The 14,347-nt window shown below is 64.9% G+C and carries 12 protein-coding genes and 1 riboswitch; of the genes, 4 read left to right on the top strand and 8 right to left on the bottom strand.

The genetic code is table 11. The features are described from left to right. Together CK219_RS21760 and CK219_RS21755 are read left to right on the top strand one after the other, a co-directional pair. Positions 1-2,259, top strand: a complete 2,259-nt coding sequence (locus tag CK219_RS21760; RefSeq protein WP_095768801.1) for a DUF5682 family protein — start codon at positions 1-3, stop codon at positions 2,257-2,259. Further along, entirely contained in the window at positions 2,252-3,487 is a 1,236-nt protein-coding gene (locus CK219_RS21755; RefSeq protein ID WP_095768800.1) for a VWA domain-containing protein, read from the top strand. The genes CK219_RS21760 and CK219_RS21755 overlap by 8 nt, the downstream gene beginning before the upstream one ends. A 22-nt stretch (positions 3,488-3,509) precedes the next feature. On the opposite strand, the gene CK219_RS21750 is transcribed toward CK219_RS21755, so the two are convergent. The 8 genes from CK219_RS21750 to mtnK form a co-directional block, all read right to left on the bottom strand. Further along, positions 3,510-3,710 carry a hypothetical protein gene (locus CK219_RS21750; protein ID WP_095768799.1) on the bottom strand — a complete coding sequence of 67 codons (201 nt, stop codon included), beginning with the start codon at positions 3,708-3,710 and terminating at the stop codon, positions 3,510-3,512. A 100-nt stretch (positions 3,711-3,810) separates the two neighbouring features. Then, on the bottom strand, positions 3,811-5,811 hold the full coding sequence (locus tag CK219_RS21745) for a protein-L-isoaspartate(D-aspartate) O-methyltransferase (RefSeq protein ID WP_095768798.1): 2,001 nt from the start codon (positions 5,809-5,811) through the stop codon (positions 3,811-3,813). 101 nt (positions 5,812-5,912) lie between these two features. Next, a complete protein-coding gene (locus CK219_RS21740) occupies positions 5,913-6,638 on the bottom strand; it encodes an MgtC/SapB family protein (protein ID WP_095768797.1) in 726 nt (241 codons plus the stop codon). A gap of 107 nt (positions 6,639-6,745) precedes the next feature. Next, positions 6,746-6,967 carry a hypothetical protein gene (locus CK219_RS21735; protein WP_245340572.1) on the bottom strand — a complete coding sequence of 74 codons (222 nt, stop codon included), beginning with the start codon at positions 6,965-6,967 and terminating at the stop codon, positions 6,746-6,748. A gap of 81 nt (positions 6,968-7,048) precedes the next feature. Further along, complete coding sequence (gene fba / locus CK219_RS21730) at positions 7,049-8,113, bottom strand: class II fructose-bisphosphate aldolase (protein ID WP_095768796.1); 1,065 nt, start codon at positions 8,111-8,113, stop codon at positions 7,049-7,051. A gap of 215 nt (positions 8,114-8,328) precedes the next feature. After that, a complete protein-coding gene (locus CK219_RS21725) occupies positions 8,329-8,796 on the bottom strand; it encodes a 6,7-dimethyl-8-ribityllumazine synthase (protein WP_095768795.1) in 468 nt (155 codons plus the stop codon). Positions 8,797-8,874: 78 nt separating this feature from the next. After that, a riboswitch (FMN riboswitch) is annotated at positions 8,875-9,027 on the bottom strand. Between the two features lie 235 nt (positions 9,028-9,262). Continuing rightward, a complete protein-coding gene (gene mtnA / locus CK219_RS21720; protein WP_095768794.1) occupies positions 9,263-10,357 on the bottom strand; it encodes an S-methyl-5-thioribose-1-phosphate isomerase in 1,095 nt (364 codons plus the stop codon). Then, positions 10,354-11,622 (bottom strand): S-methyl-5-thioribose kinase, encoded by a 1,269-nt coding sequence (gene mtnK / locus CK219_RS21715; RefSeq protein ID WP_095768793.1) that lies wholly within the window; start codon positions 11,620-11,622, stop codon positions 10,354-10,356. Before mtnK ends, mtnA begins: the two co-directional genes overlap by 4 nt. A 136-nt stretch (positions 11,623-11,758) precedes the next feature. On the opposite strand from mtnK, the gene CK219_RS21710 reads away from it, so the two are divergent. Both CK219_RS21710 and CK219_RS21705 read left to right on the top strand, forming a co-directional pair. After that, positions 11,759-13,270 (top strand): sugar ABC transporter ATP-binding protein, encoded by a 1,512-nt coding sequence (locus tag CK219_RS21710; RefSeq protein WP_095768792.1) that lies wholly within the window; start codon positions 11,759-11,761, stop codon positions 13,268-13,270. A 77-nt stretch (positions 13,271-13,347) separates the two neighbouring features. Beyond that, positions 13,348-14,343, top strand: coding sequence for an ABC transporter permease (locus tag CK219_RS21705; protein ID WP_095768791.1), 996 nt, complete (start codon positions 13,348-13,350; stop codon positions 14,341-14,343). The last annotated feature ends 4 nt before the right edge of the window (positions 14,344-14,347 follow it).

The raw sequence follows: 14,347 nt of genomic DNA, 5'->3' as shown, positions 1-14,347 counted from the left end.
ATGATTGAGGGCGGCATCAGCTATTTCGGCATTCGCCATCACGGGCCGGGCTCCGCCGAGAGCCTGGTCAAGGCGTTGCAGGAATTGCGGCCCGTCGCCGTGCTGATCGAGGGGCCGGTGGATGCCACGCCGCTGCTGCCGCTGCTCGCCAGCCCCGACATGAAGCCGCCGGTGGCGCTGCTCTGCTATCCCGAGGATGATCCCGCGGCAACGAGCTTCTGGCCCTTTGCCGAATTCTCGCCCGAGTACCAGGCGGCGCTGTGGGCCGTAGCCAACAAAGCGGCGCTTCGCTTCATCGACCTGCCGTCGGCGGCGCGGCTGGCCGAGAAGACGACTGAAAGTGCGACGGACGCCGATGGGGCCGAAGCGGAGGCGACGGAAGAGCAGGGCGAGGAGGCCGAACGCATCCGAGATCCGATCGGCACCCTGGCGCGCGCCGCCGGCTACGAGGACGGCGAGAGCTGGTGGTCGGATATCATCGAGCAGAATCCTGCACCCGGCCCGATCTTCGCGGCCATTGCCGACGCGATGACGACGCTGCGCGACGGCGGGGGCGCGATCGGCAACTTCGAGGCGATGCGCGAGGCGCATATGCGTCTCGAGATCGCCGCCGTGCGAAAGGAATTCGACGGACCATTGGCCGTCGTCTGCGGTGCCTGGCACGTGCCGGCCCTTCGGGCGGCGCACACGCAAAAGAGCGACCAGGCGCTGCTCAAGGGCATCGGCCGACGCAAGACCACGATGACCTTCGCGCCATGGACCGGACCGCGCCTGGCGCTGGGCTATGGCTATGGCGCCGGCGTCGTCGCTCCCGGTTGGTGTAAGCATCTGTGGGCGACGCGCGGGCGCGATGATGCCTCGGTCCTTTGGCTGGCGCGGATCGCCGCGGTGCTCAGGGGCAAGGGCCATATGGTGTCCACGGCCTCTCTGATCGAGGCAGAACGCTTGGCTCGCGCGCTCGCCGCCATCCGCGACAGGCCGAAGCCCGGCTTCGAGGAACTGCGCGACGCCTCGGTCTCAGCGCTCTTCAACGGCGAGGCTTTGCTGTGGAAGATGGTCGAGGCCGAGCTGCTGCTCGGCGCCGATGTCGGCGAGATTCCGCCAGACACGCCGCTTGCCCCACTGATCGATGATCTGCAGCGCAACCAGAAGGCGGCCCGGCTGAAGCCCGAGGCCCTTGAGCGGGAACTTTCCGTAGACCTGCGCAGCGAGAGCGGGCTCTTCCGCTCGACATTGCTGCACCGGCTGAATGTGCTTGGCGTCAACTGGGGCAGGCTGACGGATGTCGGCCGCAGTCGCGGCACGTTCCGCGAGCGCTGGATGTTGGCCTGGCAACCGGAATATGCGGTTCGCTTGGTCGAGAACCTGGTCTATGGACCGACCATCGAGAAGGCCGCCAATGGCCGCCTGATCCAGATGATCGGCGCGGCCGCGACACTGGATACGCTTGCCACACTGGTGCAAAACGCGATCACGGCGGGGCTGAGCGAGGCGTCCGTCGTCGGGCTCGCGACGCTGGAGGAAAAGGCGGCGCACAGCAGCGAGTGCCTGGAGCTGCTGGCCTCGGTGCCGCCGCTGGCCGACATCATCCGCTACGGCGAGGCGCGCAAAACCGAGACCGAACGCCTCGCCGGCCTCTTGGAACGGTTGATCATCGAAGGATCGATCGCGCTGCCTTATGCGGCGCGCGACCTCGACGCGCAGGCCGCCGCGGCGTTGATGGCCGCGTTGCGCAAGGCCGACGAGGCGATCAGGCTGGTCGAACCGGACGAGCATGTCCTGGAGGCCTGGCGCAACGGTCTGGCTGCCGTGCTCGATTCATCGCGCTCGACGGCGCTCGTCGCCGGTTGCGCCGCGCATCTGCTCTATGAGCACGGCCGGCTCTCCGCCGAAGCAACCGCCAATCTGCTCGCAAAGCGTCTGTCGCCGGGAACGCCCGTTGCCGATGCCGCGACATTCTTCGAAGGCTTTTTCAGCGGCGCCGGCCAGAGGCTGATATATGACGAGGGGTTGCGCGGCGCCGTCGATGCCTGGTTGGCCTCGCTGGAAGAGGAAGCTTTCGTGGCGCATCTGCCGCTGCTGCGCCGCGTCTTTTCCAACCTCGACAGCATGGAACGCCGGCGCCTGATCGAGGCCGTGCTTGGCAAGAGAGCGAGCCTGCCCACGGGGCGGACGCCGGCACCGGACGGCGGCGAGGCTTGGCGCCGGCATTTTGCCCTTCTTGGAAAGCTGCTCGCAGGGGAGCCCCGCCATGGCTGACGAAGTGACTGGGCCGGAGCTCGATCAGACGCTGGACAATCGGGAGCGTCGCTGGCGGCTGGCGATCGGCGCCGACGAGGAGACATCGTCGGCGCTCTCGGCCGAGGATCGGCGGCTGTCTGCGGCGCTCGACGCGCTCTATGGCGACGGCAGCGGCGACACCGCCGGCGATCCGCGTAAGCGGCGTGGCGGGCTTGGCCGCTCGGCGCCGCGCGTCGCTCAATGGATGGGCGACATCCGCTCCTTCTTCCCCGAGCAGGTCGTGCAGGTCGTGCAGAAGGACGCCTTCGAGCGGCTGAACCTGAAGCAGATGCTGATGGAGCCGGAATTCCTCAAGGCGATCGAGGCCGACGTCAATCTCGTCGCCGACCTGATCTCGCTGCGCTCGGCTATGCCGGACAAGACCAAGGACATCGCGCGCTCGATCATTACCGATATTGTCGCGAAGCTGATGCAACGTCTGGAGCAGAAGACCGCGGAGGCGATCCGTGGCGCGCTCGATAAGTCGCGGCGCACCAACCGCCCGCGCCAGCGCGACATAGACTGGCCGCGCACTATTACGGCGAACCTTCGCCACTACCAGCCGGACCACAAGACCGTCGTGCCGGAAAAGCTGGTCGGCTTCATGCGCCGCCAGCGGCGGCTGGTCGATCTCGACGAGGTAACGCTCTGCGTTGACCAGTCCGGCTCGATGGCAAGCTCGGTCATCTACGCCTCGATTTTTGCCGCCGTGATGGCGTCACTGCCGGTCGTGCGCACCAAGCTCGTATGTTTCGACACCGCCATCGTCGATCTGACGGAAGAGCTCAGCGATCCGGTTGAGGTGCCGTTCGGCGTCCAGCTCGGCGGCGGCACCGATATCAACCAGGCCGTCGCCTATTGCGCCGAGCGCATCGAGCGGCCGACCAAGGCGCATTTCGTCTTGATCACCGATCTCTACGAGGGCGGCAACGGCAAGGAGCTTCTGCAAAGGCTGGCGACGCTGGTGCGGTCGGGCGTCAACGTGGTCGTGCTGCTCGCGCTCACCGACCAGGGCCGTCCCGGCTACGACCCTTCCATGGCCGGCTCGGTCGCGGCGCTGGGCATTCCGGTCTTTGCCTGCACGCCGGATCACTTCCCCGACATGATGGCGGCGGCGCTGCGCCGCGAGGACATCGGCGCCTGGGCAGCAGGGGTCGACATCAAGCTCGTTCGCGCCGACGCGGAAGAGCCAAAAACGGATGCGTGAGGCACTCGCCTGGCTTTAGACTCTATTTGTTCGTGCGCATTTTTTGCCGCGGATTGATGCCGCCGCTGGCCGTTGTGTCGTTCTCGACGTCGCCTTCGGTCGTGTTCTCGCCGAGTTCGAGATCATCGCCTTCCTTGATACTGCCCTTTGACGTTCCGATGCCTGGATTGTTTTCCAGATCGGCGTCGCTCGGTTTGCGCGATTTGAGATGCTTGGTGCTCATAACAGGCTCCTTCCAAGATTTGCTGGATGAGGAACTGATTGGCCGAAGCGAATGTTCCGAGCGCGTTTGGCCGCCGCCCCGTTCCGAGACTCCGACTTCGTCAAAGTCCGAACGGATAGGTTTCGGGTACACCGGTCCTGGCATGCTCCGGCCCAAGCGGCGTCACCGCTTTCGTCTTGTCGAACCAGACGAAGGCGTCGAACTGCCTCGGCAGCGAGGCATCGGCATAGTGGCTGCGCAGTTCGGTTTCCGGCCTGTAGATCACGCCGATGAAGCGCTCCAGCCGCCGCTCCAGCAGGCGATGTCTCAGTGCGGCGTCGCGGTCCATATCGAGCAGGAACCGCGACACCCCGCTGTCGTGGCAGAGCCGTTCGTAGCTGTCCACATGCGAAGGGCGCACCCGCATGACCTGCATCGGATCGTCCCAATCGGAAGCGGCGGCCACGGTTCCGGAATGGGTGCCGAAGCCGATCAGCGCCACTTGGTCGCCGAAGCGCTCGCGGCAGAGCTGGCCGATGTTCAACTCCTGCCTGATCGTTCCCATCTCGGTGAAACGGGCATCGCCGATATGCGAGTTGTGGGCCCAGACGACGGCCTTTGACTCCGAGCCGCGCGCATCCAGTAGATGCTCCAGCGTCTCGAACATGTGCGTGTCGCGGAGATTCCAGGATTCCGCCCCGCCGTAATACATGATGCGATAGTAGCGTTCAGCGGCTGCGATCAGCCTTGCGTTCTGCGTGGCATCGAGAAAGTCGGCGCCGTCTTGTCGAGCGTAGTCGAGCTGTCTTGCAAGCAGCTCCTGACATTGCTCCAGCACGGCTTGTTCGCATTTGCGATAGCCGGCGGTGAGCACGGCGCGCCCGTATGTGGAAGGCTCTTTCTGCCACGGGGTCAGGCAGCCATAGCGTTGCCGCGCAGCGGCGGCGGCTTCCGGATCGACCTGGTCGAGATAGCGCAGGACGGCCGCAATCGACGCGCTCATATTGTAGATGTCGAGACCGTAAAAGCCGGCCCGGCGGTTTACATCGTCGAGGCCTCCATTGTGATCCCGCATCCAGCCGACGAATGCGTCGACATCGGTGTTGCGCCACATCCATGTGGGAAAGCGCTGGAACGGCGGCTCTGCGGCCGCGCGCGGCGGCCGATGGCGTACATGGCGGTCAATGGCCGCAGCATCCGGCCAGTCCGCTTCAACCGCGACGATGCTGAAGCCATGCTTTTCGATGAGCCGACGCGTGATCGCGCCGCGCGCCTTGTAGAATTCGGAGGTGCCGTGACTGGCCTCGCCGAGAAGGACAACACGCCGGTCCGCGAAGCGGTCGAACAGATCGCCGAAGGCCGGGTCTTCGAAATCCCGCAGCGGCTCGGCGGCGGCCGCGATCATCTCCGGCAGGCTTCTTTCGCGCGGCTGCGGCGTGACCACAGCCGGTCGATCGGCTCCATATCGAGGCCGTTCCGCCCAGCCTTGTTCGCCGATGAGCGGAACGAACTGCACGCCACCGAGGTCTTCCTCCTCGTAGGTCGTTGCGCCGGTTCGGGTGACCTTCAGCAGCCGCTGGTCGTCGACCTCCTTGCCGACGGGGATCACCAGACGGCCACCGACATCGAGCTGTTCCTGAAGCGCCAGCGGCGCGCCGGGACCGGCTGCGGCCACCAATATGGCATCGAACGGAGCGGCGTCGCTCCATCCCTTGGTGCCGTCGCCGGCGCGAACCTCGATATTGTCGTAACCGAGGCGTTCGAACCGCTGCCGGGCGATTTCGGCGAGCATCGCATGGCGCTCTATCGTGTAAACGCGGGCCGCAACACGACTCATCACCGCCGCCGCGTAGCCCGAGCCCGTCCCAACCTCGAGAACGCGGTCGCCAGGATCGATCTCAGCGGCTTCGATCATGTAGGCGACCATGAAGGGTTGCGAGATCGTCTGACCCTTGCCGATCGGCAGAGGGGTGTCCTCATAGGCGAATTCCTCGAAATCGGGGTCGACAAAGACCTCGCGTGGAACCTCCCGCATGGCCTCCAGGACCCGGCGGTCATGAATTCCACGCTGGGCGATCTGGACATCGACCATCCGGCCGCGCGTCAGAGAAAGTTCGGCCATCAATGCCTACCGATCATGGACAAGTACCATCTTGCCCAGAACCATCTGCGGGCGGGAAAGTTTCATGTCCGGGACGATTTCAAGCATCCTCCGTTACGACACTAGAACGGCTTCTCGCTGATCACCTCGAAGCGCTCGACCGCGCAATGCTCGCCGACAAGCGTCAGCACGTCGGTCGAAGGTGGAATAGCGTCCGGCTGCTTCCACAGAATATTGAAGGAATAAACAAAGCGCTCACGGTCTGCGTCGTGCTCCATGCCGACGAAGCGGGCACTGTAGCCAAGCGGCCGTACCATTTCCTGGAGGTCGGGCGGCGCGTTTTTCGGCCAGGAGACCGAAAGGATTGCCTTGTGATCGCGCCGGATCTTGAGGTCGACCCATTTCAGCGCCTGCAGTGTCACCAGCGTCAGCACGGTTGCGATCGCGCCGAGGCCGTACTGACCGCCGCCGAAGGCAAGGCCGATCATGGTCATGATCCACATCGTGGCGGCGGTGGTGACGCCGGTGACCAGATCGCCGCGCCGCAAGATAGCGCCGCCGCCGATGAAGCCGACACCGGTGAGCACGCCGAGGGCAAGACGCATCACATCCATGCGCACGAAGGAGTCCGGTCCTTTGCCCGAGACACCGAGCAGCATGTTGGCCTGGACCATTGCGACGCAGGCCGCAAGGCCGACCAGGATGGTCGTCCGCAACCCGGCGGAATGACCGCGGGCCTCGCGGTTCAGGCCAATGAGGAAGCCTGCAAGCACCGTGACCAGCAGCCGCGCGACGAGGTCCGGCCAGGTCGGATGAAGCGGCATGTCGCAGCAAAGCGGCGTGAGCATGGTCCGTCGGGGCAGCCTAAGCGCGCCCTCCGTTGCGTCTGGAATGCTCAACTAGGCTTGGCCGCGGATGGTTCCCTGGCCGCTACTCCATCATGCGCGAATCGCCCTCACCGGACGGCAATGCTCAGCACCAGCGCCAGCACGACGATACCGACCAGTCCGGCGATGAAGATGATGCGACGGGCGCGCGTGCGCAGGATGATTTCGCCCTGTCGCGCGTCCTGCCCCGAAACACCGGACCTTCGCTGTCGCGGTCCTTGCTCATGGTTGTCTCCTTCCCTGTGAGCGGGCACGGGAGGCGTCAGAGCAGGAACCGTTTTGGCCGGCATGAAGTTCCGCCACGCGGATGCTGAGGCGAGGGCAGGGCCGGCTACCGCGACCGGCCGAAAACCGGCCGCGGGAAAGTTGGCTCAGCCGAATTTCGGGTCGAGGCTGCCCGATTTGTAGCGCTTGGCCATGTCGGCCAGCGGGATCGGCTTGATCTTCGAGGCGTTGCCGGCGGTGCCGAACTGCTCGAAGCGCTCCTTGCAGAGCTTCTTCATCGCGGCCATGGCCGGCGTCAGATATTTGCGCGGATCGAACTCGCTGGGGTTCTCGGTCAGCACCTTGCGGATCGCGCCGGTCAGCGCCATGCGGTTGTCGGTGTCGATGTTGATCTTGCGCACGCCATGCTTGATGCCGCGCTGGATCTCCTCCACCGGCACGCCCCAGGTCGGCTTCATCTGGCCGCCATATTTGTTGATGATCTCCTGCAGTTCCTCCGGCACCGACGACGAGCCGTGCATGACCAGATGCATGTTGGGCAGGCGGCGATGGATCTCCTCGATCACGTTCATCGCCAGCACCGCGCCGTCCGGCTTGCGCGAGAATTTATAGGCGCCGTGGCTGGTGCCCATGGCGACGGCCAGCGCGTCGACATGCGTGTCGCGCACGAACTGCTCGGCCTGCACCGGATCGGTCAGCAACTGGTCGTGGCTGATCGCGCCCTCGACGCCGTGGCCGTCTTCCTGCTCGCCGCCGCCGCTCTCCAGAGAGCCAAGCACGCCGATCTCGCCTTCCACCGAGACGCCGCCCCAATGCGCCATGTCGACGACGCGCCGCGTGATGCCGGAATTATAGGCGTAGTCGGCCGGCGACTTGCCGTCCTCCTTCAGGGAGCCGTCCATCATCACCGAGGTGAAGCCGTACTGGATCGCGGTGACGCAGGTCGCTTCGTTGTTGCCGTGGTCGAGATGCATGCAGACCGGGATGTCGGGATGGATCTCGACCAGCGCGTCGATCAGCTTGGCCAGCACCACGTCATTGGCATAGGCGCGCGCGCCGCGGCTGGCCTGCAGGATGACCGGCGACTTGGTCTCCTCCGCCGCCTCCATGATGGCGAGGCCCTGTTCCATATTGTTCATGTTGAAGGCAGGCACGCCATAGCCATGTTCGGCGGCATGGTCGAGCAATTGTCTCAGTGTGATGCGAGCCAACGAATAGTCTCCCGTATCTGGTTCGAGCCCGTGTTTGAAAAGGCCGTCCGGGCGTCGGGCGGCCCCGTTGCTTCTGGCCGGATTTCGGAGCTACCGCAACCTTTCGGAGCCTTTTCGGCCGCAATTCTTGTTGCAGGGCTGAAATCCGGCCGCGGCCGGGCCTAAAGCGCGTTGCGCTGAAACGGATTCAGGCCCCACGCTTTAGGTTTTTGCTTTCATGCGGCGATGCGTGAGCGCGCGGCGAGGATCTCGACGCAGGCCTTCGCCGCTTCCTTGCCCTTCACGGCGAAATGCTCGTGGAAGAAGCGATGCTGCTCGGCGCTGTCATGGTAGTTGTGCGGCGTCAGCACCGCCGAAAGCACCGGCACGCCGGTCGCAAGCTGCACATTCATCATGCCGTCAATGACGGCGCTCGCCACGAAGTCGTGCCGGTAGATGCCGCCATTGACGACGAAGGCGGTGCCGAGGATCGCGGCGTAGCGGCCGGTCTCGGCAAGCGTCTTGGCGTGCAGCGGGATCTCATAGGCGCCCGGTACGTCGAAGACCTCGACGGCAAAGCCGCCGAGCGCGGCAAGCTCCGTCTCGAAGGCCGTCACGCATTGGTCGACGATATCGGCATGCCAGCGCGCCCGGATGACGGCGACACGACGGGCAGTATGGCCTTTGGGGAAATGCTGATTCATGGGGTCCTTCCTCTGTTTCGAACCAGAATCAGGACGCACGACGCAAAAACCACGGCCCGCGCCAGCGAGCCATCTTGCGTACGTTCTCTTCCATCCGGACTTTAACCGTCGGCTCCGGAATCACACCGGATCTGCTGACCCTTCCGATAGGTTGGAAGGCGCTCGCGGGCTTGAGCGATCGAAATCGCCCTTACCGCCGGTGGGGACTTTCACCCCGCCCTGAGAACATTAACGCAGGTTTTATGAGAGAGCAGGGCAATAGTGTCAACTGGCGATGACATCGCGGTCGTCATCCTAGGGCGGAGCAAGGAGCGAAGCGACGCGCGCAGACCCTAGGATCCATGCCGTGGCGCTAAGGCGTTGCAACGGTTACAGAATTCTGCACCGTTGCGCTCGATGACGGAGGTCACGGCATGGATTCTCGGGTCAAGCCCGAGAATGACGACGTGCTGGGGAGATCAGCTAATCACCCCCGTTCCGGAAACATCGCCTTCAGCCCCTCGCGCGAGGCCTTCGCCACGCCGCGCTCGGTGATCAGCCCGGTCACCAGCCGCGCCGGCGTCACGTCGAATGCCGGATTGGCCGCCGGTGTCGCATCCGGTGAGACGCGCACCTGCGCGACCTTTCCGTCGGCCGTCTTCCCCCAGACCAGCGAAACCTCGTCGCCCGAGCGCTCCTCGATCGGGATTTCCTTCAGCCCGTCGGCCACTGTCCAGTCGATGGTGGGCGAGGGGAGCGCGACATAGAAGGGCACGTCATTGTCGGCGGCGGCCAAAGCCTTCAGATAGGTGCCGATCTTGTTGCAGACGTCGCCATTGGCCGTGGTGCGGTCGGTGCCGACGATCACCATGTCGATGTCGCCGCGCTGCATCAGGTGGCCTCCGGCATTGTCGACGATCAGCGTGTGCGGTACACCGTGTCCCGCCATTTCCCAGGCGGTGAGCTGGGCGCCCTGGTTGCGCGGCCTCGTCTCGTCGACATAGACATGCACCGGAATGCCGGCCTCGGTCGCCAGGTAGATCGGCGCGGTGGCGGTGCCGTAATCGACCGTCGCCAGCCAACCGGCATTGCAGTGGGTGAGTATGTTGACGCTCTCGCCCGGCTTCTTCTTCGCCGCGATCTGCCTGATGATCGCAAGCCCGTTCTCGCCGATGGCGCGGTTCAGCCCGACATCCTCATCGGCGATCTCCGCGGCCCGCCTGTAGGCCGCTTCGGCACGCTCTGCAGGCGCGAACGGCTTGAGGTGCCGGCGCATCTCGTCCAACGCCCAGCGCAGATTGATGGCCGTCGGCCGTGTCCTGTGCAGCGTCTCCCACACCGCGTCGAGCGCTTCGTCCGACGGGTCGTCCATCATCTGGATGGCGACGCCATAGGCGGCGGTGACGCCGATCAGCGGCGCGCCGCGCACCCACATGTCGCGGATCGCGGTGGCGATGCCGGCGACACTTCCGATCTTTTCGATGCGGAACTCATGCGGCAGCCAGCGCTGGTCGATGATCTCGACCGAGCGCTTGTCGTCGCTGAGCCAGATGGTGCGATAGTGGCGTTCGCCGACGTTCAAAGGCTCTTCTCCTGTTCGATCAGCGCGGCCAGCTTGTTGACCTCGTCGATGCTGTGGATCTGGCGGCGGTTGACGGCGATATGGCGGCCGAAGCGCAAAGCCTTGGCTTCACATCTGGCGCGCAGGTCTTGATCGGCAATGGTCTCGAAATCGGCATTGTGGGCGAGACCCAGGATGCGCCGGTGCACCTCGATGCCGGCAAAGCCCAGCAGGTCGGTCCAGATCAAATGCAGCGTATGGTCGAGCGCCTGCTCGGACCCGAGCAGGTCGCCCTGATCCTCGAACAGGCTCCGCTGGTAGAGCATGCCGCTGCGCTCGGTCCGCCACAGATGCGAGAACTCGGCGCGGAAGGTCGCCCAGGTCTCAGCCGTGACGCCGAGCAGATAGGCGCGCATGGAGTCGCGGCTACCTTTCTCCTCGTGGCCGCGCTGCGAGAAGAAGGCCATCCAGAAATTGGCAAGCAGCATCCCGACGTCGAAGGCGATCGGGCCGTAGAAGGCGAATTCCGGATCGATCATCCGGGTTTCGCTGTCTGTCACCATGATCGAGCCTGAATGCAGGTCGCCATGCAGCAGCGTCTCGGCATTGGCGGCGAATAGATGCTTCAGCCGCTGCGCCTCGACCTTGAGATCGCGGTCGGCGCGCAGCTCGGCGACCAGGCCGTCGAGCTGCGGCGAGGTATGCCGGTTCATCTTGGCGTCGAAATAGGGGTCGGAGAACACCAGGTTCTCGGTGATGTCGCACAGCTCGACATTGTCGGCGAACAGCGCAAGATCGGCCTTGCGCTCCTTGGCTGCCATCGACAGGTCGGAGCCGCGGAACAGCGTGCGCGCCATGAACAGGCCGATGTCGCGTGCGATGTTCGGCAGCTCGCGGCCGTCGATCAGCGCCCGCCTGAGGATGATGTGCGGCGGCGCCAGATACTCCATCACGATCAGCGCCTGGGTCTCGTCGAAATGGTAGATCGCCGGTACCGAGCCCGGCGCACGGCGCTCCTGCCGGGTCAGCGCATGATATTCGAAGAAGGAGCGTTTTAAGGGCAGCGGCCAGCTGTCGCCGACCAGCCGCACATAGGGCAGCGCCTGCTTGACCACCGCGGCGCCTTGATCGCCTTCGACGATGAAGACCAGGTTGAGATTGCCGTCGCCGACCTCGCGTACCTTCCAGCGACTAGTGTCCTTGCCGATGCGCTCGGTGAGGGCCGCGGTCTCGCCAAGGCGCTCCGGCAGCGTTTCCACCGACAATGCTTCGAACTTCCCGGTCATGCTCTCCCTCCTGCGCGTGGTTTCCGACGATAGCGGAGCCACAGCGGCGGGGCCAAGCTAGGAAGCGCTCTGGCAAATGTCAATCGTGTTGACAATTGCCGAATGAGCCCATAGCGTCACGATCCGGGAGGAATGGATGGGCGCAGATGCCGTGTTCCATGTGGAGGGCCTGAGGAAATCCTTCGGCCAGAACGAGGTGCTTGGTGGCATCTCGCTCGACCTCTTTGCGGGCGAGGTGACCGTGCTCATGGGCGCCAACGGCGCCGGCAAATCCACCCTGGTCAAGATCGTCAGCGGCGTCTACGAACACGGCGCAGGCTCGATGCGGCTTGCCGGCAAGGCCTTCGACCCGCAGACACCCGCCGAAGCCATCCGCGCCGGTGTCGTCACCGTGCACCAGAACATCAATGACGGCGTCGTCGCCGACCTCGACGTCGCCACCAATCTGACGCTCGACCGGCTAAGCGGCAAAGGCGCGTCGTTGCTTTTCAAGCCTGCCGATGTCCGCGCCGAGGCGAGAGCCGTCGCCGACCGCATGGGACTTGCCATCGACCTCAAGGCGCGCGTCAGCGACTTGTCGTTGGCGGATCGGCAGATGGTGGCCATCGCCCGGGCCATGGCGCATCGGCCTAAGGTCCTGATCCTCGACGAGCCGACCTCTTCGCTATCGAGCGCCGAGGCCGATCGGTTGTTTTCGCTCATTGATCGGCTGCGCGGCCAGGGCGTCGCCATCCTCTATATCTCGCACCGGATGTCCGACATCAGGCGACTGGCCGACCGCATCGTGTCGATGCGCGACGGCGTGGTCTCCGGCATTTTCGACCGGAAGCCGCTCGACTATGAGGGCGCGGTCAACGCCATGCTCGGCCGCAAGATCCATCTCGACAGGGTGGTTGCCAGAAGCTCGGCCCGAGCCGTCTTCTCCGCCGAAGGGTTGCGGCTGGCGCAAGGATCGAGACCGATTTCGATGACGCTCGGCGCCGGCGAGGTGGTGGCGATCACCGGCCTGGTCGGCGTCGGCAAGACGGCTTTGGCGGAAACGCTGTTCGGCGTGCGCAGGCCGCTTGCCGGCACCATGCACATGGACGGCAAGCCCTACGCGCCGGGCTCGGCGCGCGAGGCGATCGCCGCCGGCGTCTTCCTGGTCGCCAAGGACCGCGCCGCGAGCGGCATCGTTGGCGGCTTCAACATCGAACGCAACATCAGCCTGCCGTTCCTCAAGCGCATGTCGGGCTTCGGCGTCATGAGGAAGCGCGCCGAGCGCATCGCCGCCCGCCGCCAGATCGACGAGCTAGGTATCGTCTGCCGCTCGGAGAAGGACGAGCTGTCGGCGCTCTCCGGCGGCAACCAGCAGAAGGTGATGGTGGCGCGCTGGATGTCGCAGGCCTCGCGCCTCTTCATCCTCGACGAGCCTTTCCAGGGTGTCGACATTTCGGCGCGTCGCGACATCGCCGCCAAGCTGAGAGCCAGCGCCGACGGCCGCGCGACGCTCGTCTTCGTCACCGAGATCGACGAGGCGCTGGAGACCGCCGACCGCATCCTGGTGATGTCGGAACACACGATCGTCGGCGAGCACCGCAACGATGACATCGATCTCGACCGGCTGCTGGCGGAAGTGGCCGGCGGACCGCTTCACAGCGCGGCGTGAGATCGCAGGATGACGAGACCCGGAGTGCAGGCATGAGTTCCAGTTTGGCGGAGAGGGCAACAGCGCGGGAGCGTTCGATGACATTGCGTGACTACGCCATCCGCTACGGCTTCATCGTGCTGCTGGTCGGGTTGATCGCCTATTTCGCTGTTGCCGCCGACGGTTTCGCCTCGCCGCAGAGCGCTGTCTTCATCTTCCAGTCGGTGGCCATCACCGGCGTGCTGGCGCTCGGCGTCACGGCGACGCTGGTCGTCGGTGGCTTCGACCTCTCGATCGGCTCGGTCGCGACCAGCGCCATGATGGCGGCGTCTTACGCGATGGTGGTGCTGGAGCAGAACGCCATCGTCGCCGTCATCGCCTGCCTGGTCATCGGCGTCATCGTCGGCCTGATCAATGGTTGGCTGATCGTCTATATGCGCGTGCCCGATCTTCTGGCCACGCTCGGCATGATGTTCCTGCTGCTCGGCCTGCAGCGCATCCCGACGGAGGGCCGCTCGATCGCCACCGGCATGACCATGCCCGACGGGTCGGTCGCCAACGGCAAGTTCTCCGAGGCGTTCCTGGCGCTCGGCCGCCACCGCATCGACTTCTTCGTCCCGAACCTGATCCCGGTCTCGGTTGTCGTGCTCGTCGTGCTCGCGCTGCTGATCTGGTTCTTCCTCGAATACACCCGCTTCGGCCGCATGATGTATGCGGTCGGCTCAAACGAGAGGGCGGCCGAACTCGCCGGCGCGCCTGTCAAGGCATACAAAATCTGGGCCTATGTCATTTCGGGAGTTTTTGCCTCGATCGGCGGGATTTTGCTCGCCGCCCGGCTTGGACGCGGCGACATCGCCTCGGGTAATAATCTCTTGCTCGACGCAGTCGCGGCGGCGCTCATCGGCTACGCTGTGCTTGGCGCCGCCAAGCCAAACGCCTTCGGCACCGCCGTCGGCGCGGTGTTCGTCGGCGTCCTGCTGCAAGGCCTGACGATGATGAACGCGCCTTACTATACGCAGGATTTCGTCAAGGGCGCGGTGCTTGTCGTCGCCCTTGTCTTCACCTTCGCCCTTTCCGGCAGGGGCAAGAGATAGTTTC

This window comes from Mesorhizobium sp. WSM4313 (assembly GCF_002294725.1).
Taxonomy (GTDB): Bacteria; Pseudomonadota; Alphaproteobacteria; order Rhizobiales; family Rhizobiaceae; genus Mesorhizobium.
Note: the sequence above shows the minus strand (reverse complement) of the source record. Positions and strands in the feature narration are given on the sequence as shown.

Coding starts and splice junctions, on each gene's coding strand:
- CK219_RS21760 (WP_095768801.1), top strand. CDS start 1: ATGATTGAGGGCGGCATCAGCTATTTCGGCATTCGCCATCACGGGCCG.
- CK219_RS21755 (WP_095768800.1), top strand. CDS start 2,252: ATGGCTGACGAAGTGACTGGGCCGGAGCTCGATCAGACGCTGGACAAT.
- CK219_RS21750 (WP_095768799.1), bottom strand. CDS start 3,710: ATGAGCACCAAGCATCTCAAATCGCGCAAACCGAGCGACGCCGATCTG.
- CK219_RS21745 (WP_095768798.1), bottom strand. CDS start 5,811: ATGGCCGAACTTTCTCTGACGCGCGGCCGGATGGTCGATGTCCAGATC.
- CK219_RS21740 (WP_095768797.1), bottom strand. CDS start 6,638: ATGCTCACGCCGCTTTGCTGCGACATGCCGCTTCATCCGACCTGGCCG.
- CK219_RS21735 (WP_245340572.1), bottom strand. CDS start 6,967: ATGCCGGCCAAAACGGTTCCTGCTCTGACGCCTCCCGTGCCCGCTCAC.
- CK219_RS21725 (WP_095768795.1), bottom strand. CDS start 8,796: ATGAATCAGCATTTCCCCAAAGGCCATACTGCCCGTCGTGTCGCCGTC.
- mtnK (WP_095768793.1), bottom strand. CDS start 11,622: ATGACCGGGAAGTTCGAAGCATTGTCGGTGGAAACGCTGCCGGAGCGC.
- CK219_RS21710 (WP_095768792.1), top strand. CDS start 11,759: ATGGGCGCAGATGCCGTGTTCCATGTGGAGGGCCTGAGGAAATCCTTC.
- CK219_RS21705 (WP_095768791.1), top strand. CDS start 13,348: ATGACATTGCGTGACTACGCCATCCGCTACGGCTTCATCGTGCTGCTG.